This window comes from Micromonospora sp. NBC_01796, assembly GCF_035917455.1.
Taxonomy (GTDB): Bacteria; Actinomycetota; Actinomycetes; order Mycobacteriales; family Micromonosporaceae; genus Micromonospora_G.
In genome coordinates this window covers 4,831,483-4,853,403 of the sequence record NZ_CP109078.1, presented here as the reverse complement: position 1 = coordinate 4,853,403, position 21,921 = coordinate 4,831,483, and the positions used below count along the sequence as shown (strand labels likewise).

General features: G+C 73.2%; 17 protein-coding genes. 11 read left to right on the top strand and 6 right to left on the bottom strand.

Translation table 11 applies throughout. The features are described 5' to 3' along the window. Positions 1 to 85 precede the first annotated feature (85 nt). The 7 genes from OIE47_RS22460 (at position 86) to OIE47_RS22430 (ending at position 7,488) form a co-directional block, all read left to right on the top strand. Complete coding sequence (locus OIE47_RS22460; RefSeq protein ID WP_326556503.1) at positions 86 to 1,315, top strand: PucR family transcriptional regulator; 1,230 nt, start codon at positions 86 to 88, stop codon at positions 1,313 to 1,315. Between the two features lie 107 nt (positions 1,316 to 1,422). After that, positions 1,423 to 2,595 (top strand): acyltransferase domain-containing protein, encoded by a 1,173-nt coding sequence (locus OIE47_RS22455; RefSeq protein WP_326556502.1) that lies wholly within the window; start codon positions 1,423 to 1,425, stop codon positions 2,593 to 2,595. After that, a complete protein-coding gene (locus OIE47_RS22450) occupies positions 2,592 to 3,530 on the top strand; it encodes a beta-ketoacyl-ACP synthase III (protein ID WP_326556501.1) in 939 nt (312 codons plus the stop codon). Before OIE47_RS22455 ends, OIE47_RS22450 begins: the two co-directional genes overlap by 4 nt. Before the next feature lie 127 nt (positions 3,531 to 3,657). Continuing rightward, positions 3,658 to 3,900 carry an acyl carrier protein gene (locus OIE47_RS22445; protein WP_326556500.1) on the top strand — a complete coding sequence of 81 codons (243 nt, stop codon included), beginning with the start codon at positions 3,658 to 3,660 and terminating at the stop codon, positions 3,898 to 3,900. A 2-nt stretch (positions 3,901 to 3,902) separates the two neighbouring features. Next, positions 3,903 to 5,126, top strand: coding sequence for a beta-ketoacyl-ACP synthase II (gene fabF / locus OIE47_RS22440; protein ID WP_326556499.1), 1,224 nt, complete (start codon positions 3,903 to 3,905; stop codon positions 5,124 to 5,126). A 64-nt stretch (positions 5,127 to 5,190) separates the two neighbouring features. After that, positions 5,191 to 6,615, top strand: a complete 1,425-nt coding sequence (locus OIE47_RS22435) for an acyl-CoA carboxylase subunit beta (protein WP_326556498.1) — start codon at positions 5,191 to 5,193, stop codon at positions 6,613 to 6,615. Between the two features lie 129 nt (positions 6,616 to 6,744). Beyond that, positions 6,745 to 7,488, top strand: coding sequence for a class I SAM-dependent methyltransferase (locus OIE47_RS22430; protein WP_326556497.1), 744 nt, complete (start codon positions 6,745 to 6,747; stop codon positions 7,486 to 7,488). A gap of 12 nt (positions 7,489 to 7,500) precedes the next feature. Here the strand turns inward: OIE47_RS22430 and OIE47_RS22425 are convergent, their stop codons facing one another. From OIE47_RS22425 to OIE47_RS22410, 4 genes are all read right to left on the bottom strand, one after another. Further along, positions 7,501 to 9,792 (bottom strand): hypothetical protein, encoded by a 2,292-nt coding sequence (locus OIE47_RS22425; RefSeq protein WP_326556496.1) that lies wholly within the window; start codon positions 9,790 to 9,792, stop codon positions 7,501 to 7,503. Then, positions 9,789 to 10,823, bottom strand: coding sequence for a glycosyltransferase family 2 protein (locus OIE47_RS22420; protein ID WP_326556495.1), 1,035 nt, complete (start codon positions 10,821 to 10,823; stop codon positions 9,789 to 9,791). The genes OIE47_RS22425 and OIE47_RS22420 overlap by 4 nt, the downstream gene beginning before the upstream one ends. A 131-nt stretch (positions 10,824 to 10,954) precedes the next feature. Beyond that, positions 10,955 to 12,685 carry a glycoside hydrolase family 3 protein gene (locus OIE47_RS22415; RefSeq protein WP_326556494.1) on the bottom strand — a complete coding sequence of 577 codons (1,731 nt, stop codon included), beginning with the start codon at positions 12,683 to 12,685 and terminating at the stop codon, positions 10,955 to 10,957. Between the two features lie 60 nt (positions 12,686 to 12,745). Then, on the bottom strand, positions 12,746 to 13,237 hold the full coding sequence (locus OIE47_RS22410) for a DUF3145 domain-containing protein (protein ID WP_326556493.1): 492 nt from the start codon (positions 13,235 to 13,237) through the stop codon (positions 12,746 to 12,748). 350 nt (positions 13,238 to 13,587) lie between these two features. Here OIE47_RS22410 and OIE47_RS22405 point away from each other — a divergent pair, with 350 nt between their 5' ends. The 3 genes from OIE47_RS22405 to OIE47_RS22395 all read left to right on the top strand — a co-directional run bounded on the left by OIE47_RS22405 (position 13,588) and on the right by OIE47_RS22395 (position 17,614). Next, positions 13,588 to 13,917 (top strand): hypothetical protein, encoded by a 330-nt coding sequence (locus tag OIE47_RS22405; protein WP_326556492.1) that lies wholly within the window; start codon positions 13,588 to 13,590, stop codon positions 13,915 to 13,917. A gap of 213 nt (positions 13,918 to 14,130) precedes the next feature. Next, positions 14,131 to 15,231 (top strand): alpha/beta fold hydrolase, encoded by a 1,101-nt coding sequence (locus tag OIE47_RS22400; RefSeq protein WP_326556491.1) that lies wholly within the window; start codon positions 14,131 to 14,133, stop codon positions 15,229 to 15,231. A 262-nt stretch (positions 15,232 to 15,493) separates the two neighbouring features. Then, the gene (locus OIE47_RS22395; RefSeq protein ID WP_326556490.1) at positions 15,494 to 17,614 is read left to right on the top strand and encodes a HelD family protein; all 2,121 of its coding nucleotides are present in this window, start codon (positions 15,494 to 15,496) and stop codon (positions 17,612 to 17,614) included. A gap of 27 nt (positions 17,615 to 17,641) precedes the next feature. Here the strand turns inward: OIE47_RS22395 and OIE47_RS22390 are convergent, their stop codons facing one another. Together OIE47_RS22390 and OIE47_RS22385 are read right to left on the bottom strand one after the other, a co-directional pair. Continuing rightward, positions 17,642 to 18,004: a hypothetical protein gene (locus OIE47_RS22390; protein ID WP_326556489.1), complete on the bottom strand. Its 363-nt coding sequence runs from the start codon at positions 18,002 to 18,004 to the stop codon at positions 17,642 to 17,644. A gap of 82 nt (positions 18,005 to 18,086) precedes the next feature. Beyond that, entirely contained in the window at positions 18,087 to 19,073 is a 987-nt protein-coding gene (locus OIE47_RS22385) for a superoxide dismutase (protein ID WP_326556488.1), read from the bottom strand. A gap of 203 nt (positions 19,074 to 19,276) precedes the next feature. Here OIE47_RS22385 and OIE47_RS22380 point away from each other — a divergent pair, with 203 nt between their 5' ends. Beyond that, positions 19,277 to 21,913: an ABC transporter permease gene (locus OIE47_RS22380; protein WP_326556487.1), complete on the top strand. Its 2,637-nt coding sequence runs from the start codon at positions 19,277 to 19,279 to the stop codon at positions 21,911 to 21,913. Positions 21,914 to 21,921: the final 8 nt, after the last annotated feature.

Sequence of the window (21,921 nt, the reverse complement as noted above, 5' to 3'; positions counted from 1 at the left end):
CCGAGTGTTCGGCGGGGCCCTCGTTCGGAGAAAGCGATGGGCCCTTCCGCACGCCCCGGTGGGGACGTGGCAGGGTGGCGGGGTGGTGACGGAGGCGGATGGCGGCGAGTTGGCCGCCACCCTGCGCCGGATCGAGCGGGCGGCGGGCAGCCTGGCCACCGCCAGCATGGCCCGGATGGACGAGAGCCTGCCCTGGTTCCGGGGGTTGCCGGCGGAGCAGCGGGCCTGGGTGATGCTGGTCGCCCAGGCCGGCGTCAGTTCCCTGGTCGAGTGGCTGCGGCAGGGCGGTGGGGCCAGCGAGAGCCCGCAGGAGGTCTCCGACGAGGTGTTCGCCTCGGCGCCCCGGGCGCTGGCGAGGTCGATCAGCCTGCAACAGACCGTCGCCCTGATCAAGGTGACCATCGACGTGGTCGAGGAGCAGGTCCCGGAGTTGGCCGCGCCCGGCGAGGAGCAGCTGCTCCGCGAGGTGGTGCTGAAGTTCTCCCGCGAGATCGCGTTCGCCGCCGCCCGGGTGTACGCCCGCGCCGCCGAGTCGCGTGGCTCCTGGGACGCCCGGTTGCAGGCCCTGCTGGTGGACGCGCTGCTGCGCGGCGACTCCTCCGACGTGCTGGCCAGCCGGGCAGCGGCGTTGGGCTGGGCGGACGCCCCGCCGGTGGCGGTTGCGGTGGGCCGCTCCCCCGGTGGTGAGGTCGCGGCGGTGCTGCACACGGTCTACCGGGCCGCCCGGCGGATCGGGGTGGAGACGATCGGCGGGGTGCACGGCGACCGGCTGGTGCTGGTCCTCGGCGGGGCGGTGGACCCGCTGACCGCGACCGCGCGGCTGCTCGGCGGGTTCGGCGAGGGTCCGGTGGTGGTCGGCCCGGCGGTGCCGAGCCTGGACCAGGCGACCGACTCGGCCCGAGCGGCCCTGTCCGGGTACCGGGCGGCACCGGCGTGGCCGGCCGCCCCGCGCCCGGTGGCCGCGGTCGACCTGCTGCCGGAACGGGCCCTCGCGGGCGACTCCGAGGCCCGGCGTGGGCTCCGGCAGGACGTGTACGCCCCGCTGGTCCGGGCCGGCGGGGAGCTGCTGGAGACGATGGACGCCTTCTTCGCCGCCGGCGGGGTGCTGGAGAGCGCCGCCCGCGCCCTGTTCGTCCATCCGAACACGGTGCGTTACCGTCTGCGCCGGGTCGCGGACGTGACCGGGTTCTCGCCGCTGACTCCGAGGGACGCGTTCGCGTTGCGGATGGCGTTGACGATCGGCCGGCTGGACCCGGCCGCACCGGGTCCCCCGTCACCGGGACATGAACGGGCCTTCAGCGCAAAGGGTTCATAACCCGTATCACTCCCGCCGATCTTTGTAGGAACCCCACAAAGGTCGTAGTGTGGTTTGGTGACTTGCGGCAACCACGTGACCGACCAGTATCCAGCAGAGTCATAACCGTGCTCGCCGTACTCTCGCCTGGCCAGGGCTCACAGAAGCCCGGCTTCCTCACTCCCTGGCTCGACCTGACCGGCACGGAGGCGCGACTGCGCTGGTGGTCCGCGCTCGCCGGAGTGGACCTCGTCCACCTCGGCACCACCGCCGACGCCGACGAGATCAAGGACACCGCGCGCACCCAGCCGCTGCTGATCGCCGCCGCGCTGCTCGCCGCCGAACACCTCCCGATGTACGACGTCGGCCTCACCGCCGGCCACAGCGTCGGCGAGCTGGGGGCGGCCACCCTGGCCGGCGTACTGTCCCCCGAGGCCGCCATCACCCTGGCCGGCGTACGCGGCCGGGAGATGGCCGCCGCGTGCGCGCTCGAACCGACCGGCATGGCCGCCGTACTCGGTGGCGACGCCGACACGGTCACCGCCGCGATCGAGGCCCACGGGCTCTACCCGGCCAACTACAACGGCGCCGGCCAGATCGTCGCCGCCGGTGCGGTCGACCGGCTGGAGAAGTTCGCCGCCGAACCGCCCACCGGTGCCCGGGTACGACTGCTCCAGGTCGCCGGCGCCTTCCACACCCCGTACATGGCCCCGGCCGAGCAGGCCCTCGCCAGCGTCGCCGCCGGCATCGTGCCGAGCGACCCGGCCCGGCTGCTCCTGTCCAACCTCGACGGCGCCGCGGTCAACCACGGCCGGGAGATGCTCCAGCGGCTGGTCCGGCAGGTGACCGCGCCGGTGCGCTGGGACCTGTGCATGGCCACCCTGGCCGACCTCGGTGTCACCGGCGTGATCGAACTTCCGCCGGCCGGCACCCTCGCCGGTCTGGTCAAGCGCGAACTCAAGGCCACCGGGGTCCCGGAGATCGTGACCCTCAACACCCCCGACGACCTGCCCGCCGCCCGCGACCTGATCGCCCGGCACGGAATGGCACCCAGCCACGAACCCACCATGCAGTTCCGGGTGGTGGTCGCGCCGAGCGCGGGTACGTTCGTACCCGCCGTCGACCTCAACGAGGGCGACACGATCAAGTCCGGCCAGTCCATCGGCCACGTGACCACCCGGCAGGGCCCGGCCGACGTGGCCGCACACTGCTCCGGCGTGCTCACCGAATGGCTCGCCTCACCCGACGACCCGGTCGCTCCGGGCCAACCCCTCGCCCGCATCGGAGGACACCTCTCATGAGCCGTATCGTCGCCATGGGGCACTACCAGCCATCCAGGGTCCTCACCAACGACGACCTGGCCAAGATCGTCGACACCAACGACGAGTGGATCCGGGACCGGGTCGGCATCGTCACCCGCCGGATCGCCGACAGCGAGACCGTCAGCGACATGGCCACCGCGGCGGCCGACACCGCACTGGCCAACTCCGGGCTCACCGCCGCCGACATCGACCTGGTCGTCGTCGCCACCTGCTCCTCGGTCGACCGCAGCCCGAACGTCGCCTGCCGGGTCGCCGCCAAGCTCGGCATCAACGCCCCCGGCGCGTTCGACCTGAACACCGCCTGCTCGGGCTTCTCCTACGCCCTCGGCACCGTCGACCACGCGCTGCGCGCCGGAGCGGCCCGCAACGCCCTGGTCATCGGCGCCGAGAAGCTCTCCGACTTCACCGACTGGACCGACCGCTCGACCTGCATCATCTTCGGTGACGGTGCCGGTGCCGCGGTGGTCAGCGCGGACGACGACGGCGACACCCCCGGTATCGGCCCGGTCGTCTGGGGCTCGGTGCCGGAGAAGAGCGACGCCGTACGGATCGAGGGCTGGCGCCCGTACATCCAGCAGGAGGGCCAGACGGTCTTCCGCTGGGCCACCACCGCGCTCGCCCCGCTCGCCCTGCAGGCCTGCGAGCGGGCCGGGGTGGCGCCGGAGGACATCGCCGCGTTCGTCCCGCACCAGGCCAACCTGCGGATCATCGAGGGGATCGCCAAGCGGCTGGGCATGCCCAACGCGGTGATCGCCCGCGACATCGTCGAGTCCGGCAACACCTCGGCGGCGAGCGTACCGCTGGCGCTGTCGAAGCTGGTCGAGCAGCGCGCCATCCCGAAGGGCGCCCCGGTCCTGCTCTTCGGCTTCGGCGGCGGTCTCACCTACGCCGGCCAGGTCGTCCGCTGCCCCTGAGCCGCCCCTGCCCGGTACGCCACTGCGGGCAGACCCGTTGTCAGACCCCACCGGCCGGCACGTACGGTCCGGTGCAGGCGGTATCGTCCGCCAGCGCAGATCCACTTATCGAGAGGAAACCAGCACCATGACGACCCGTGACGAGATCACCGCCGGCCTCGCCGAGATCCTCGAAGAGGTTGCCGGCGTGAACCCGGACGACGTCGCCGAGGAGAAGTCGTTCACCGACGACCTTGACGTCGACTCGCTCTCCATGGTCGAGGTCGTCGTCGCGGCCGAGGAGAAGTTCGGCGTGAAGATCCCCGACAACGAGGTACAGAACCTGAAGACCGTGGGCGACGCGGTCGCCTACATTGAGGCGCAGTCCTGATCATGACTCGCCCCGACGTCGTCGTCACCGGGCTCGGCGCGACGACCCCGCTCGGCGGGGACGTCGCGTCGACCTGGGACGCCATGCTCGCCGGCCGCTCCGGGGTGGGACCGCTCACCCAGGAGTGGGCCGAGCAACTGCCGGTCCGGATCGCCGCCGAGCTGGCCGTCGACCCGTCCGAGGTCCTGGACCGGGTCAAGCTGCGCCGGCTCGACCGGTCCGAGGCGATCGCCCTGATCGCCGCCCACCAGGCCTGGGCCGACTCCGGGCTGGCCGACTCCGGCCTCGACCCGGAGCGGCTCGGGGTCAGCGTCGGCACCGGCATCGGTGGCGCGCAGACCCTGCTCGCCCAGGACGACATCCTGGAAGCGAAGGGCGCGCGGCGGGTCTCCCCGCACACCGTCCCGATGCTCATGCCGAACGGACCGGCCGCCTGGGTCGGGCTCGAACTCGGCGCCCAGGCCGGTGTGCACTCGGTGGCGAGCGCCTGCGCGACCGGTGCGGAGGCGATCGCCCTCGGGCTGGACATGATCAGGTCGGGTCGCGCCGACGTGGTCATGGCCGGTGGCACCGAGGCGGTCATCCACCCGCTGCCGATCGCCGGTTTCGCCTCGGCACGGGCCATGTCGATCCGCAACGACGACCCGGAGACCGCGTCCCGCCCCTGGGACAAGGGCCGGGACGGGTTCGTCCTCGGTGAGGGCGCCGGTGTGCTGGTGCTCGAACGGGCCGACCACGCCGCCGCCCGCGGCGCGCGGGTCTACGCCCGGCTCGCCGGTGCCGGAATCACCTCGGACGGGTACGACATCGTCCAGCCGCACCCGGAGGGCGCCGGCTTCAAGCGGGCCATCCGGTTCGCGCTGGCCGACGCCGGCCTCGACCGGTCGGACATCGTGCACGTCAACGCGCACGCGACCTCCACCCCGGTCGGGGACATGCTCGAGGTGGCCGGACTGCGGGCCGCCCTCGGCGAACACCCGGTGCTGACCGCCACGAAGTCGCTGATCGGGCACCTGCTCGGCGCGGCCGGCGCGGTCGAGTCGATCGCCACCATCCTGTCCATCCGGGACTCGATCGTCCCGCCGACGATCAACCTCGAGGACCCGGAGGACGGCCTGCTCGACGTGGTCGCCCACAAGCCCCGTGCCCTGGACATCCCCGCGGCGCTGAACAACTCGTTCGGCTTCGGCGGGCACAACGTGGCTCTCATCTTCACCCGGGCCTGAGACCAACTGCCTGCTCCGGTCGGGTACGCCCGCGTACCCGACCGGGGTGTGATCGGAGGCGTACGTGAGCACCACTTCCGTCAGCGCTGACTCCGCCGTCGTCGACCACCGCGACCCCGAGGTGCGGCTCCGGGCCCTGTTCGACGCCGGCTCGCTGCGCCTGGTGGTGCCCCGCGACGACTCGGGCGTGCTCTGGGCCCGGGGCGAGATCGACGGCGCCCCCGCCGTCGCGTACGCCACCGACGCCACCCGGATGGGTGGTGCGATGGGCACCGTCGGGTGCCAGCACGTCGTCGACGCGATCGACACCGCCGTCCGCGAGCGGGTGCCGGTGCTCGGCCTCTGGCACTCCGGTGGCGCCCGGCTGGCCGAGGGTGTGGTCGCACTCGACGCGGTCGGTCAGATCTTCGCCGCCATGGTGCGCGCCTCCGGGCGGGTGCCGCAGATCTCGGTGGTGCTCGGCCCGGCGGCCGGCGGTGCCGCGTACGGGCCGGCGCTGACCGACATCGTGGTGATGAGCGGTGCCGGTCGGATCTTCGTGACCGGGCCGGAGGTGGTCCGCAGCGTCACCGGCGAGCAGGTCGACATGGAACGCCTCGGTGGCCCCGAGCCGCACGGCCGCCGCTCCGGCGTGGTGCACGTGACCACCAAGGACGACGAGTCGGCCCTGGCCGAGGCCCGGAAGCTGGCCGCCCTCCTGGGTCGCCAGGGGCGGCTGAGCCCGGCCGACGTCCCGGCCACCGCCCCGGAGGGGCACGACCTCGCCGTGCTGATGCCGGCGGAGATGAACCGGGCGTACGACGTGAAGCCGGTGGTGAAGGCGCTGCTGGACGCCGCCGGGGTGGAGTTGCACGCCAAGTGGGCACCGAACGTGGTGACCGTCCTCGGTCGCTTCGCCGGTCGTACGGTCGGCGTGATCGCGAACAACCCGCTGCGGCTCGGCGGCTGCCTGGACGCGTCCAGCGCGGAGAAGGCGGCCCGGTTCGTGCGCATGTGCGACGCGCTCGGCGTACCGCTGATCGTGCTGGTCGACGTACCCGGTTACCTGCCCGGCCTGGGCCAGGAGTGGGACGGCGTGGTACGTCGCGGCGCCAAGCTCCTGCACGCGTTCGCCGAGGCGGTGGTGCCCCGGGTGACCCTGGTGACCCGCAAGGCGTACGGCGGCGCGTACATCGCGATGAACTCCCGTGCACTGGGCGCCACGGCGGTCTTCGCCTGGCCGAACGCCGAGGTCGCCGTGATGGGCGCGGCGGCGGCGGTGAACATCCTGCACCGCAAGCGGCTGGCCGCCACCCCTCCCGCCGATCGTGACGCCCTGCGGGCGCAACTGATCGAGGAACAGGTCAGGACCGCCGGTGGGGTGAACCGGGCGCTGGAGATCGGCGTGGTCGACGACGTGATCCAGCCGACGGAGACCCGTCGCCGGATCGCCGAGGCGCTCGCCGCCGCTCCGGCCGCCCGCGGCGCCCACGGCAACATCCCCCTCTGACCCGACCGTGATCCCGAAGGGTTCGGCTCGCTGTCGCCGGCCGGACTCTCCCGGATCACGGAAACACCGGTTCAGGAGCGCCGGGGGCTGAGCGCCGCGGGGGATGGTGTCCGATTAGGGTGAACCCCCGTGGAAGCGACCGAGATCCGCAAGCTGGCCGCCCTGGAGGACACCCACTGGTGGTACCGGGAGCGGCGGGCCCTGCTGGCCCGATCGCTGCGCCGGCTCGCCGCCGCCGGCCGGGGCCCGACCGCAGCCGCCGCTACGAGCACCTCTGACCGGGCGTTGGACATCGGTGCGGCCGGTGGTGGCAACACCCGGGTGCTGCGGGCGCACGGGTGGCGGCCGGTGGCGTTGGAGTACAGCCCCGAGGGCGCGCAGGTGGCCGCCGAACGCGGACTGCACGTGCTGCGCGCCGACGCCCGGCAACTGCCCCTGCCGTCGGCCAGCCTCGGGCTGGTGGTCGCGTTCGACATCCTCGAGCACATCGACGAGGACCAGCTCGCCGCGGCGGAGATCCGGCGTACGCTCCGGCCGGGCGGGACGGCGCTGATCGCCGTACCGTGCGACATGCGGCTCTGGTCGGCGCACGACGTCGCGGTCGGTCACGTACGCCGTTACGACCGGACCTCGCTGGTCTCGGTCCTGGAGCAGGCCGGTCTGGTCGTCGACGAGCTGTGGAGCTGGAACGTGATGCTCCGCCCGGTGGCGGCCTGGCGCCGGCGCAAGTCCACCGGCAGCGACCTCGACGAACTGCCCGGTGTGGTCAACCTCGGCCTCCGGGCGGTGATCACCGCCGAGCGCTACCTGCCGGTCAAGTCCCTACCCGGCGTCTCCCTCATGCTCCGCGCCCACCGCCCTGCGGCAGGGTGATGGCAGCCCGCGTCAGCGGAGTTCGTAGACGGCTAGGTTGCCGTTGTCGAAGCGGATGGTGGCCAGGGTGGAGAGGTCGGGGGACTCCTGCTCGACGCTGCGGTCCGCCACCAGCCAGCGGACGCCGTACCGGTCGCGGAGGGTGGCCAGGCCCTCCGGGGTCGGGGCGGTGAACGCCTCGTCGTTGGCCTGCAACCGTTCCTGGTCCCAGAACGGGGCGTACGGACCGCCGGGCAGCCCGACCATCCGGGGCGCGAACGACCACCCCTCGACCAGGACCGCGCGCTCGGTGTACGCGCTCAGCCAGAACGAGCGCGCGTCGCAGTAGCCGTTGACCATGGCTCGGCAGTGCACGTTGGTGGCGACGATGTCGTCCGGGTCGCTGTGCTCGTACACCCAGCGGGCGGCGTCGACGCGCGACTGCGGCATCGGGACCACCGCGTACGCGCCGCCGTTGGGGTACTGCCGCCCCGCCGCCGCGTCCAGCACCAGTCCCGGTGCCCCGGCGACGAGTACGCCGGTGAGCAGGATCGCCGCCCCCCGCCCCCGGAGTCGGGGCCACTGTCCGGCCAGCACCGGCCAGAGCAGCGCCCCGAGTACGGCGAGGCCGCCCAGCGCCGCCGCCCACCAGAACAGGGGCCGGAGCACGTCCCAGGTCGGCGCGGCGTACACCTCGGCCGGGTGGTCGAGCTGGATCAGGGTCAGGACGAGCGCGAACCCGGCCGCGCCGACCCCGAGCAGGATCCGGCTGCGGGTCGAGAGCCGGGCCCGTTCGAGCAGTTCGGCGTACCCCCAGGCGGAGGCGATCACCCCGAACGCGAAACCGGCCCGGATGAAGTACTGGTTGCTGCTGCCGGGGTGCCCGACGAGCAGGTAGATCGCCGGGCCGGCGAGCGCGCCGCCGAGCAGGAACACCTGCACCGGTTCGAGCCGGAACCGGCGGTACCGGATCAGCGCGACGATGCCGGCCAGCCGCAACTGGAGGTTGACCAGGAAGGCGAGCAGGACGGCGACCCAGAGCAGGGCGGTGGTGCCGGCCGGGCGGTCGACCGTACCGACGAAGGGGCGCAGGCCGGAGAACGGGTCGACGGTCACCCCGTGGCTCTCGAACGCGAACAGGATCGCGGTGGCGAACCCCTGGGCGGCCAGCGCCAGCGCCCCGGCGACGAGGACCGGCCAGGCCAGGCGTCGGCGTACCACGAGGGTGACCAGGGCGGTCAGGGCGAGGGCGGCGACGACCACCGGCACCGAGCTGGCCTTCGCCCCGGTCGAGGCGACCAGCAGCAGCGCCGCGAGCACCCAGGCGCCCCGCCCCAGCGGCGGGACCGCCACGCCGCGGGCCGGGCCGATCCGGTCGGCCAGGACCGCGATCAGTGGCAACAGCAACACCCAGCTGTACGTCATCGACGGGCTGCCCCAGACGATGAACGTCGCCTGGGTGCCGAAGAGCTGGCGGATCCCGTTCTCGTAGCCGAACTCGCCGATGGTGAACATGAGCGCCGCCGCCACCGCACCCGCGTACGGTCGCCCGGTGATCCGCCAGCCGACGACCGCGACCAGCACCACCGCGAGCAGGCAGAGCGCCGGTACGGCCAGCCGGAAGAACACCGTCGGCAGGTCCACCCCGCTGACCAGGCTCGCCGCCGCCATGTGGGCGAACCCGAACCAGTGGTAGTGCAGTGGCTCGCCGGCCACCTGCGGCACGTCCGGCGGCATCTGGTGGGTGGCGGCGCCCGCGATGGAGAGCTGGAACGGCAGGTCGATGTACTGCGCCTGGCCCTCCCCGACGGGGAGGATCGGGTTGCGGTAGAGGAACGACTCGGCGAGGTACGCGGTGAAGCCGACCACCACGGCCGCCACCGACCAGGCCCACCCGGTCGGGACCGGGGTGTACCCGCGTACCCGCCAACACCGGCGCAGCCGGGGTACGGCGAGGAACGGCAGCAGGACGGCGACCGGCCAGTACCGGAGCCAGTGTTCGAGCCCGAGTCCGGTGAGGACGGCCCAGGCGGCCAGTTCCAGGATCAGCCCGACGGCGGCGCCGACGGCCAGGTCCTCGACCAGGGTGTGCGGTCGGGCCCGCAGCGCCCGGTAGACCAGGGTGCCGGGGAGGACCACGCCGAGCAGGGCGTAACCGGTGTAGCGGGCGATGTCGACCGCCGGGGTGCCGGCGTCGAGCAGGATCGCCGCGAGGACGACGAACACCGCTACGGCGGGTGCGTACCGGCGGAGCTGGTCGAGGGCGCGGGTGGACCGGCGGGTCGGGGTGTCCAGGGTCGACGCCCCGGCGGCGACGGCGGTCAACGGAGCGTGTCGGCGAGAGCTGCCACGCCGCCGTCACCGGCCGTGCCGGCGGGTTCGCCGCCGGTGGGAGCGGTGGCCGGGCCTGCCGGCGGGCCGTCGGCACTGTCGCTGGCGACGAAGTACGCCGGCCGCCCCTGCACCGCCGTGTAGATCCGGGCCACGTACTCCCCCAGTAGGCCGAGGCAGAGCAACTGGACGGCGCCGAGGAAGAGCACCGCCACGTACAGGGAGGGCCATCCGCTGACCGTCGCGCCGAAGAAGTACGCGACCACGGCGACCACCACCAGCAGCGAGCAGACCGCGACGCCGGCCAGGCCGAGCCAGGTGGCGAAGCGCAGCGGGGCGGCGGAGAAGCTGGTCACGCTGTCGGCGGCGAGGCCGACCATCCGGGACACCGGGTACTTGGTCCGCCCGGCCGCCCGTTCGTCGCGCAGGTAGGTGACCTCACCGCTGGGAAACCCGAGCCAGGGTACGACCAGCCGGAGCACCGGGGTCCGCTCGGGCAACTCCCGCAGTGCCTCCACCGCGGCCCGGCTGAGCAGCCGGAAGTCACCGGCCTGGGCGGGCACCTGCTTGCCGACGAGCCGTCGCATCAGCCGGTAGTACAGCCCGGCGGTCCACCGCTTGAAAACCGTGTCGGTACGCCGGTCGGCGCGCACGCCGTACACGATGTCGAGCTGGCCGGCGCGGGCGACCCGCAGCATTTCGGCGATGGTCTCCGGCGGGTCCTGGAGGTCGGCGTCGAGGCTGACCACGTGCCCGCCGCCGGCCCGGAGCACCCCGGCGACGAGCGCCGCCTGGTGCCCGCTGTTGCGGCGCAGCCGCAGCACCCGTAGCTGTGGCCAGTGGGCCCGCAGTCCGGCCAGCGCGGCGGCGGTGCCGTCGGTGCTGCCGTCGTCGACGGCGACCACCTCGTACGGTTCGCCGAGCCCGTCGAGGACCGTCCGGAGCCGCTCGACCAGCAGCGGGAGCACGGTCTCCTCGTTGAACATCGGCACGACCACGGACAGCGCCGGTCCCGGTTGCGTCACGGCCCGCGCACCCCCCGTTCCGGTCGACCCGGCGGACTTCCGAACGCTACCAGCAGCGGCATCCCGGCGGGCCGACGACCAACGTCGCCGAGGCCGCCCGAGCGGGCCCCGGCGACGGCCGGCGGAACTCCTCAGGCGGTGCAGGAACTGCGCGGCAGGCCGGTCACCGGCACCGGTGACTGACCGGTCGGTCGGGCCTTTCCGGCGAGCACGTCGGCCAGTGCCGCCATCGACACCGCCGTCGACGAGTACGTCGCCAGCAGGACCGGCGACTTGGCCGCGTCGAGCACGTACGGGGTGTCCATCGCGACGGTGACCCCGGCGGCGGTGTTCAGGTCGGAGGCGGCGTCGCCGTACCCGACCAGGTGCACGACCGTGCCGCCCTGGGCGACCACGGTGGCACCGGCGGCCCGGAGCGCGTCGGTGAGCGTGGCGGCGGTCTTCTCCCGCCCGTTGGCGGCGGTGACCGTGATCGGCCCGTGCACGGCCGCCTCGGCGCAGGTGCCGCGCAGCGCGGTCACGGACGCGTTCGCCACCTTCCGGGCGGCGTCCCGGTGCGCCGCCGTGTCCAGGGTCGCCATCGCCGGGGCCGGTCGCCCGGCGAGCGTGAACTTCAGCGTCAGCACCCGGGTCACCGCCTCGACCAGCCGGGTACGGGGCAGCGTCCCGTCGCGTACGCCGGCCAGCAGCCCGTCGTAGGCCTGGGTCAGGTTCGGCGGCATCAGCAACAGGTCGTTGCCGGCGTTGATCGCCCGGACCGCGGCCTCGCCCGGCGGGTAGCGCATGGCAGGGGCCATGTTCATCCCGTCGGTGACCACCACGCCCTTGAAGCCGAGCTGCCCCCGGAGCAGGTCGGTGAGCACCTTGTGCGAGAAGGTGGCCGGCACCCCCGGGTCGATCGCCCGTACGTCCAGGTGCCCGGACATGACCAGCCCGGCGCCGGCGGCGATACCGGTGGTGAACGGCGGCAGGTCGCCCTTGTCGAGCGCGGCCCGGTCCTGGGTGAGCTGCGGCAGGTCGTCGTGCGAGTCGGCGGCGGTGTGGCCGTGGCCGGGGAAGTGCTTGAGGGTCGCGGCGACTCCCGCGCCCTGCAGGCCCCGGACGGCGGCGGCGACCTGTTCCCCGGTGACCTTGGGGTCGTCGCCGAAGGACCGGGACCCGATCACCGCGCTGTGCGCGCCGAGTACGTCGGCGTCGGGGGCGAAGTCGACGTTGATGCCGAGTGCGGCGAGTTCGGTGCCGGCGGCGGACCAGGCGGCCTCGGTGAGGCCGGGGTTGCGGGCCGCGCCGAAGGCCATCGCGCTGGGCAGCACCGTCACTCCGGTGCCGATCCGGGTGACCACACCGAACTCCTGGTCGGTGCCGATCAGGAGCGGGGCGGCGCCGGCGGCGAGCTTGGCGCCGGCCTCCTGCAACCCGCCGGTCAGCCCGTGCACCTGCGCGACGTTGTCGACGTTCGTGGTGACCTGGTTCTTACCGGTGGGGTCGTCGGCGGAGAACCCGACCAGGATGAGCCCACCCAGCCGGTACTTGGCGATCATCTCGGCCGGGGTCTCGACTCCGGCCAGCGCCTTGTTCCCGGTTGCCGAGCCGGGGGTGACCTTGGTGGCCGAGCTGCCGTACGCGTACGGCATCAGCACCTGGCCGACCAGGTCCTCGTCGGTCAGCCGGCCGACCAGCTCGGCCGCCCGCGCTGCCGGATCCGGGCCGCCGGAGGGGCTCGGACCGGCCGTGGGGCTGGCCGGGACGGTGGGGCTCGCGCCCGCCGTGGTGCCCTGGTCGGATCGACCGGCACAGCCGGTCGCGGTCAGCGCGGCCAGTACGGCAAGCGCGGCGATGGTACGCCGGAGGAGGGTCGGCATCCCGCTATCCCATCAGTTTCCCCCTTATCAGGGCAACTTGACCGGGTCGCCCCCGCACGGTCAGCCGACCCTGGTGAGCAGCGTCACCGGAGCCCCGTCACCGGCGTACCGGTACGGCTCCAGCTCGGCGTCCCACGCCGTGCCGAGTGCCTTGTCCAGGGCGTGCGCCAGTGCCTCGGGAGCCCGTGCCGACGCCATGATGGCGCGCAGCCGGTCCTCGCCGAGCTGGATGTCACCGGCGGCGCCGGTGGTGGCCCGGAACAGCCCGCGTCCGGGTACGTACATGAACCGCTCACCGTCGACCCCGGTGCTCGGCTCCTCGGTGATCTCGAAACGGATCATCGGCCACTGCCGCAGGGCAGCAGCCAGTTCCGCGCCCGTCCCCGGCCGGCCGGACCAACTGCACTCAGCCCGGCGTGCGCCGGGATCGACGGGTTGAACCGTCCAGTGCAGATTGACCGGCACGGTAAGGACGCGCGCGATCGCCCACTCGACGTGTGCACACACGGCGAGTGGGGTCGAGTGGACGTATACGACGCCACGCGTTGGCACGGTGACCTCCCGGAGAGCGAGGTGCGTCTTCCCCTACGACCTCGATCACCAGGCGATGCTGGAACACATGATGACTCGTGTGACGGATGGTGCGCCAGAGAATCGGAATTTTGGCATGCCGGAATAGCCGTACCGCTAGGGGGTGTTCATTCCTCACGACAGGCCGCGGTCGCCGTACGGCTCTCGCGGTCGTGTAAAGTTCACTCGGCGTCCTGTGTCGCCGTGCGTTCGTGGATCCGGTGGCCCAGGCCGCCAACAGCAGTTCGGCGGCCCCCCGGCCACCAAGGCGCGTCCGGCGTGTTGCCGCCGCGCATTCCGTCCTCCCGTTATGTCTGGCAAGGAGCACTTTCGTGGCGAACAACACCTCAAAGACCGCGCGCGCGTCAGTCCGCGCCGGCCAGGCCGGTCAGGGTGGCGCCCTGAGCGTGCTCGGCGAGTTCAAGTACCTGATCCCGCTCAACGGCGGCAAGCACGCCTACGTGCGGAACCTGACCAACGGCAAGACCGTGCACGTGCGCACCGACTCGGACGCCTTCATCGAGGAGCTTCGTCAGCTCGCCGGTGCCGGCCACGCTGTCAAGATCCGCGCCGAGATCGCCGGCCTGGCTGCGGCCTTCCCGGGCGAGGGCTGGGACACCGCCGACAAGCGGCTCGTCGAGGCCGGCGTCTTCACCGCCTGATCGCACTGAACCGAGCGAACGCCTCGGTCCGGCTTCGTGCCGGGCCGGGGCGTTTGTCGCTTTTCGCGCATTCTGATGCATCCGCTCCCGACACCTCGTCAGGGTGCGATTGCCCAGGATGACCGTCGGGTAACAACCGGAACGCCCGACCAAGATCGCGGGTACGCTTGTTACCCGCGGGTACGGCAACCCTCGGACGACCCGGAGGTAGCCATGTCTGACCACCCCCCGACCCAGCGCATCCCGGTCGAGCCGGTCGGTTCCGCCCCCGCGACAGCCACCCTGGCCGCCCCCGAGCCGCCCGGCACCCCCGACGCGCTCGACACTCCCGAGCCCCCGCTCGACACTCCCGACGCGCTCGCCGCCGCCGGACCCGGTACCGCCGGACCCGGTACCGCCGGGGTCGAGCTGTCCGACGGGATCCGGTTGGAGGTCGAGCAGGTCGGACCGGCCACCGCACCGATCACCGTGGTGCTGCTGCACGGCTGGACCCTGGACCACCGGACCTGGCACCGACAGGTGTCCGCCTTGGTCGAGAACCTGGGCGACGCGGTCCGGATCATCAGCTACGACGCCCGCGGGCACGGTCGGTCCGGCGTCAGCAACCTCGGTACGGCCACCCTGGCCCGGCTCGGCGACGATCTCGCCGAACTGCTCGACCGGTTGGCACCGACCGGTCCCGTGGTGCTGGTCGGACACTCGCTCGGCGGAATGACGATCATGGAGTACGCCCACCGCCACCCGGACGACTTCGCCACCAGGATCGCCGGACTCGTCTTCGTCGCCACCACCGCCGAGGGCCACACCCACACCTGTTACGGCCTGCCCACCCGGGTCGCCTGGCTGATCCGGCTCGCCGAGACCACCGGTGCCGGCGTACTGGCCCGCTGCGGAGGCCTGCGTACGCCGCAACCGCTGTTGCAGGCACTGCGGCCCAGCCTGCGCTGGCTGCTGTTCGGGGACGACTGCGCGTCGGAGGACATCCGGCTGACCACCTCGGCAGTGTCACGCGCGGCGCTGGTCGCGATCGGCGGGCTACGGTCCTCGATCGGCCGGCAGCACCGCCTGGACACCCTCGCCACCCTCGGTGACCTGCCGGTGGCGGCCCTGGTCGGCGACCGGGACCGGCTCACCCCGCCCCGGTGCACCGAGTCTATCGTCGAGACCCTCCCGGACACCGAGCTGACGGTCTGTCCGGGCGCCGGGCACATGCTCATGCTGGAACGCCCGGACGAGGTGAACGCCGCCCTGCTCGAGGTTGTCCGGCGCGCGCTCGCGCCGATCCCCGCCCAACGACGGCCCCACCCGCACTGATCGACCCGGCGGGAAGATTCCGGGGACCCGTTCCGTTGCCTTGGTGCGGGCCCTCCACGGGCCCGGTGCGGAGCCTCGTCCGGGGCGCGGTCGACACGTCCGGCCCCGCCGTCGGGGCACGATCGGGCGATCGGCGCGGAACGACCGGACGGATACCCCGTACCCTCGCATCCTGGCAATCCTGCGCGTCCGCGCCTGCGCCCGGCCGATCCGACCGGGCTCGGCGTCGCGGTCCGCGACCGACCAACCGGGAGTCTGCACGTTGACCGACCTCACCACCCTGCAACAGGAGATGGCCGCCGAGCAGCGGCATCTCGACCTGGTCTACGCCCGGCTGGCCCAGCTGCGCCAGACCGCCGTCCAGGCTGAGCAGGAGGGTTACCAGCTCGCCCGGGTGGGCAACTTCGGCGCGCTCGTCGAACGGGACGCGATGGTCTTCCACGCCGCCCGGCGCCGGCAGTCCCTCGACGCCGAACACGAGGGGCTGGTCTTCGGCCGGCTGGACCTGCGCGACCGGCAGGTGCTGCACGTCGGTCGGCTCGGCGTACGGGGTGAGCGGGCCGAGCCGCTGGTGATCGACTGGCGGGCACCCGCTGCCGCCGCCTTCTACCAGGCGACCCCCGCCGACCCCCGGGGAGTGGTCCGGCGACGCATGATCCAGTCCGCCAACGAGAAGGTCACCCGGATCGAGGACGACCTGCTCGACCCGGGGGCCGCACCGCCCGACATGCGGGTGGTCGGTGACGGGGCACTGCTCGCCTCGCTGGCCAAGGCGACCGGACGGGGCATGCGCGACATCGTCGCCACCATCCAGCGCGAGCAGGACGAGGCGATCCGCTCCCCCGCCGGCGGGGTCACGATCGTCTCCGGCGGGCCGGGGACCGGCAAGACCGCGGTCGCCCTGCACCGGGCCGCCTACCTGCTCTACTCCGACCGGAACCGGTTCGCCGGGGGCGGCGTACTGGTGGTCGGTCCGTCCGGGGTCTTCGTCGAGTACATCGCCTCCGTACTGCCCTCGCTCGGTGAGGAGACCGCCACCCTGCACTCGCTCGGGTCACTGTTCCCCGGCGTGGTCGCCACCCGTACGGACCCGACCTCGGTCGCGGCGATCAAGGGTTCGCTGCGGATGCGCCGGGTGCTGGAGCGGGCCGCCCACGACACCGTCCCCGGCGGCCCCAACGAGCTGCGCCTGCTCTACCGGGGCGAGTTGCTCCGGCTCGGTGCCGGCGAACTGGACGCGATCCGGGTCCGGGCGCTGCCCCGTGGCGCCCGGCGCAACGAGGTACGCCGGGCCGGCATCGACGGGCTGTTCAACGCGCTCTGGACCCAGGCGCAACGGATGCGGGCCGGGCGGCTGCCGGAGCGCCGCGAGTTCGAGGGCGAGCTGGCCGAACGCGGCGATTTCCGGGACTTCATCCGGGCCTGGTGGCCGCAACTGCACCCGTGGCACGTCATGGGCTGGATGACCCGGCCGGAGCGGCTCCAGGCGTACGCGTCGGGGATCCTGTCCAACCGGGAGATCCGGGCACTGAGCGCCTCGTGGCGAACCCTGGACGCCGACGGGCCGACCATCGCCGACGTGGCCATCCTGGACGAGTTGGACGAGCTGCTCGGCAAGCCGCTGCGGGCGGCGAAGCGCCGGCGGGACCCGTACCTGCTCGGCGGTGGGGTACGCGAGCTGAGCACGTACGCCGACCGGCAGCGCGCCGAGCGGGCCCGCATCGAACGCCCGGAGGACTACCAGGAGTACGCCCACGTGGTGGTGGACGAGTCCCAGGACGTGTCCCCGATGCAGTGGCGGATGCTCGGCCGGCGCGGTCGGCTCGCCTCGTGGACCGTGGTCGGCGACCCGGCCCAGACCGCCTGGACCGGGGATGCCCGCGAGCTGTCCCAGTCCCGGGACAAGGCGCTCGGTCGCCGCCCCCGACACGACTTCACCCTCTCCACCAACTACCGCAACCCGGCGGAGATCTTCGAGGTGGCCGCCGCGGTGATCCGGGAGGTCGCCCCCGACCTTCCGCTGCCGACGGCGGTGCGTTCCACCGGGGTCGAGCCGATCGAGCTGGTCGTGACGCCGGAGGAGCTGGCCGCGACGACCGTCCGGGAGGTGACGGACCTGCTCGCCGAGGTCCAGGGGACGGTCGGGGTGATCACGCCGGTGCCGCGCCGGGACGAGGTCGCCGGCTGGCTGGAACACCTGGCCGAACCGCGCCTCCAGGTGGTCACCAGCCTCCAGGCCAAGGGCATGGAGTACGACGGGGTCGCCCTGATCGCCCCCACCGAGATCCGTACCGACTCCGAGTCCGGCGTACGCACCCTCTACGTGGCCCTCTCCCGCGCCACCCAGCGCCTGACCACCATCGACACCCCGCCCCGCCCCTGACCCCCTCCCCCGCCCGCCTGGGGCGGGTCACTGGCCGAAGGTGTACCGCAGGTTCGCGTTGATGAGCTGGTTCAGTCGCTTGCGCAGGTGGCCGAGGAGGGCCGCCTCGGGCGGTGGCTCGTCGACGAGCAGCGTCCAGCGCAGGTCCGTGCCGTAACCGCCCCGGTCGGTGGGCAGGTCGAACCGGACCAGCGCGTCGGGGCGCTTCGTCCACAGTGACGACCAGACGACGAGCTGCGGGCGTTCGGCGCGTACGGTCCGGGGTCGCCGCTCGTCGTCGAGCAGCAGGAGCCACGGGCGGGCCGGGTCGCGGTCCGGCTCGGTGAGCGCTTCGAAGATCACGTGTGGCGGTGCGGGCTGGTTCCGCCTGCGGCTACCAACCTCGGGCATCCCCGAAGGCTAGTCACACGTCCGACGGTGACCCGGAACGGCCCCTTCCCATCCGTCGGGACGGGAAGGGGGCCGGCCGTCGTCAGGGGCGGGGGATGGACGTGGTGGTGTACGGGGTGGTGGCGGTCGGCGGGGTGGTGAACCGGGCGTTGGGCAGGTAGAGGCGGTTGGCGTACGCGGCCACCGTGGTCGGTACGTCGAAGGCCGGCGAGGTCACCTTCTCCACCAGGCGGGCGCTGGTGCCGGCGCGGTCGAGTTCGAACACGGCGACGGTGTTCAGGCGGTTCTGCACCACGTAGAGGGTGCGTCCCTCGCGGAGCAGGCCGTCGCCGTTGGTCAGCAACTCCCCGCCGAGGTCGACGGTCCGGGTCACCCCGGTGGCCGGGTCGACCCGGAAGAGCAGGCCGGTGCCGGACTGCACGATCAGCAGCCCGCGCCCGTCCGGCGTGGTCACGATGCCGTTGGCGTTGACCCCGGCGCCGTAGACGATGTCGCCGGTCAGCGGCAGGGTTTCCGCCTCGTCGGCGTCCGGCAGCCCGCCCCACCGGTTCAGCGGCAGCTTGTACAGGACCGGGTTGGTCGAGTCGGTGAACCAGGCCGCGTCCGAGGTGAGGACCACGTCGTTGACGAAGCTCGGTACGGAGCTGAACTGGTAGCTGGCCAGCAGTTCCCCGGTGAACGCGTTGACCACCCGGGCGGTGGCGCCGGTGGCGGTGTTGCCGCCGCTGACGAACAGGCGCCCACGCAGGTCGACCTTGAGCCCCAGGGACGGGGTGCCCGAACCGGGGTTGATCACTTCACCCCGGCCGGTGAGCAGGCTGACCCGGTAGATGGCGCCGGTGGCGCGCGAGCCGAAGAAGGCGTACGGCAGCGCCCCGATCGCGATCCCCTCCGGCTGGAACCCGTCCGGCAGCGCGAACGTACCGGGGAAGATCGTGCCGGTTCGGTTCGTGGCGACCGGAGTCGCGGTTTCGGCGCTCGGAGCGGCGGCGGCCGGGGCGGCGGCCACCAGTACGCCGGTCAGCGTCATCGCGGCAAACAGGACGGTGGTACGGGGTCGAACTCGCATCCTCGATCTCCTCCCCCGCCGTTATGGCGGGCATCGGCTGATGTCGGTGTGTGCCGCGTCCGATGTTGCCCGGTCGATCCGCCCGTCGCCACCGCACCGCAGAGCGGCACCGCACGGCAGAGCGGCACCGGGCAGCGGAGGGGCCGGTCCGTCTGCCCGGCTGTGCGGGACGGGACGTCCGGACGTGGCGGGACGGGCGGCCGGTGACGGAGCATTGGGCCGGTGACGGAACATTGGCCGATGACGGGACGCTGGTCGGGGTGAGCTGGCCGCTGCTGCGCCTGGCCGTGGCCGGGCTGCGGGCCCATGCCGTACGGCTGCTGTTGACCGCCTTCGCGGTGGTGGTCGGGGTCAGTTTCCTGGCCGGCACGCTGGTCTACGGCGACACCGCGCGGGCCGCCTTCTACGACGACCTGGCCCGCTCGGCCCGGAACGTGGATGTGGTGGTGGAACCCGCCGAGACGTTGGTGTCGGACGAGACGGTGGCCCGGATCCGGGCGGTCGACGGGGTGGCCGAGGTGGACGGTCGGGTGATCGCCTGGCTGGGCCTGCTCGACCGGGACGGCCGGCTGCTGACCCAGCAGGGCCACGTCGGTTATGGACTCTCCCTGCCGGGTACGGCGTCGCTCGCCCCGTACGACGTGGCGGCGGGGCGGCTGCCCTCGGCGGCCGGTGAGGTCGCGGTGGACAAGACCACGGTGGCCGGCACCGGTTTCACGCTCGGCGCCCCGGTGACCCTGCTCGACCAGGCCGGTACGCCGCACCGGCTGACCCTGGTCGGGGTGCTGGACCTCGGGGTGAACCGCCTCTTCGGCGGCTCCCCGGTGGCGGCCCTGGCCGAACCCGACCTGACCCGGTTGACCGGCACCCAGCGGTACGCCCAGGTGGTGATCCGGGCCGAGCCGGGTGTCGACCCGCAGACGCTGGCCGACCGGGTGGCGCGGGTGACCGACGATCCACGGTTGGCGGTGCTCACCGGCGACCAGCTCCGGCACCAGCTCGCCGAACAGGCCGGCAAGTACGTCGACGGTTTCCTGGCGGTGCTGATCGGGTTCGGGCTGGTCTCGCTGACCGTGTCGGCGTTTGTCATCTACAACACCTTCGCCATCCTGGCCGCCCAGCGGGTACGCGAACTGAGCCTGCTGCGCTGCGTCGGCGCCTCCCGCCGGCAGGTCGGGACCGCGGTCCTGCTGGAGGCGCTGGCGCTGGGTCTGCTGGCGTCGCTGGGCGGGCTGGCGATGAGCCTCCTGGTCGGGTACGGGCTGATCTGGGGGCGGGAGCTGGTCGCCACCGACATCCCGCTGCACGCGCCGGTGGTGCGGTGGCCGACGGTGGCGGTGGCAATCGGCTTCGGCACGTTGGTGGCGGTGCTGGCGGCGCTCGTACCGGCGCTGGGCGCGGGGCGGGTGCCGCCGCTGGCCGCGCTGCACGGGAGCGCCACCGCCGAGTTGCGTGGTTCGACCGGTCGACGCGGACGGGTCCGGGTTCTGGTCGCCGCCGGGCTGGCCGGGGCGGGCCTGCTGGCGATCGTGGTCGGGGTGCCGCTGGCCTTTCCGGGGCTGCCGCTGGTGCTCGGCGGCGGCATGATCGTCTTCCTCGGGGCGGTGGTGGCGGCTCCGCTGCTGGTGCCGCGCGCGGTGGGCGTACTGGGATGGCTGCCGGGGCGGCTGTTCGGACCGGTCGCCCGGCTGGCCGTGGTGAACGCGCGGCGCAACCCGCGCCGGGCCGCCGCGACCACCATGGCGCTGACCGTGGGGGTGGCGCTGATGTCGATGTTCGCGGTGCTGCTGGAGACCGCCCGGGACCAGACCGGTCGGGAGCTGACCGAGAACTTCCCGGTGGACTTCGTGCTCGACCGGGCACGGGTCGACGGCACACCGGGGGTGACCCGCGGTCCGCTGCCGGCGGACCTGGCCGGCGTACTCCGGGCCGATCCGGCGTTCGCGACGGTGGCCGAGGTGCGGTTGGCGCCCGCACCGGCGGACCCGCAGGTACGGGTCTGGTCGGTGCCGCCGGAGCAGTTGCGCGGGCCGATCCGGCCGGAGGTGACCGACGGTGACCTGGCCGACCTGCGGCCCGGCACGGTGGCATTGGACCGCCGGGTGGCCCAGGCCCGCAACATCGGCCTGGGTGACCGGTTCCCGCTCGGCCTTCCCACCACCCCGAACGACACCGGCAGCGCGGACCCGGCGGGCTCGCTGATCGTGGTCGCGCTCTACGACGACGCGCCGACGAGTGGGGCGGCGCTGGTCGAGTGGGGCCAGTTCACCGCCGCGTACGGGGCCGGTGCGGCGAACCAGCTGCTGATCGACCTGGCCCCCGGCGTCGGTACGGCAGCCGGCCGGCAGGCGCTGGACGGGCTGCTGCGGGCGTACCCGGTGGTGCGGTTGAGCAGCGCGGCCGACCAGGCGGACGCGTTGTCGGCCTCGCTGGACGAGTTGCTCGGCATCTTCGCCGCCCTGCTCGGCATGTCGGTGCTGATCGCGCTGTTCGGCATCAGCAACACGCTCTCCCTGTCGGTCTTCGAACGGACCCGGGAGTCGGCGACCCTCCGGGCGCTGGGGCTGTCCCGGCGGCAACTCGGACGCCTGCTGCTCGCCGAGGCGGCGCTGATCGCGCTGGTCGGCGCGCTGGCCGGGATCGCCCTGGGGGTGGGGGTCGGCTGGACCGCGGCACTCGGGCTGATCAGCAGCTACGGGCACGGGCTGCCGGTCGTACCGGTGGGGCAGCTCGCCCTCTGCACGGGCCTGGCCTGCGGCGCGGCGGTGCTGGCCGGCGTGCTGCCGGCCCGCCGGGCGAGCCGGGCACCGATCGTGGCGGCCATGGCGAACGAGGGCTGAGCCGGCCC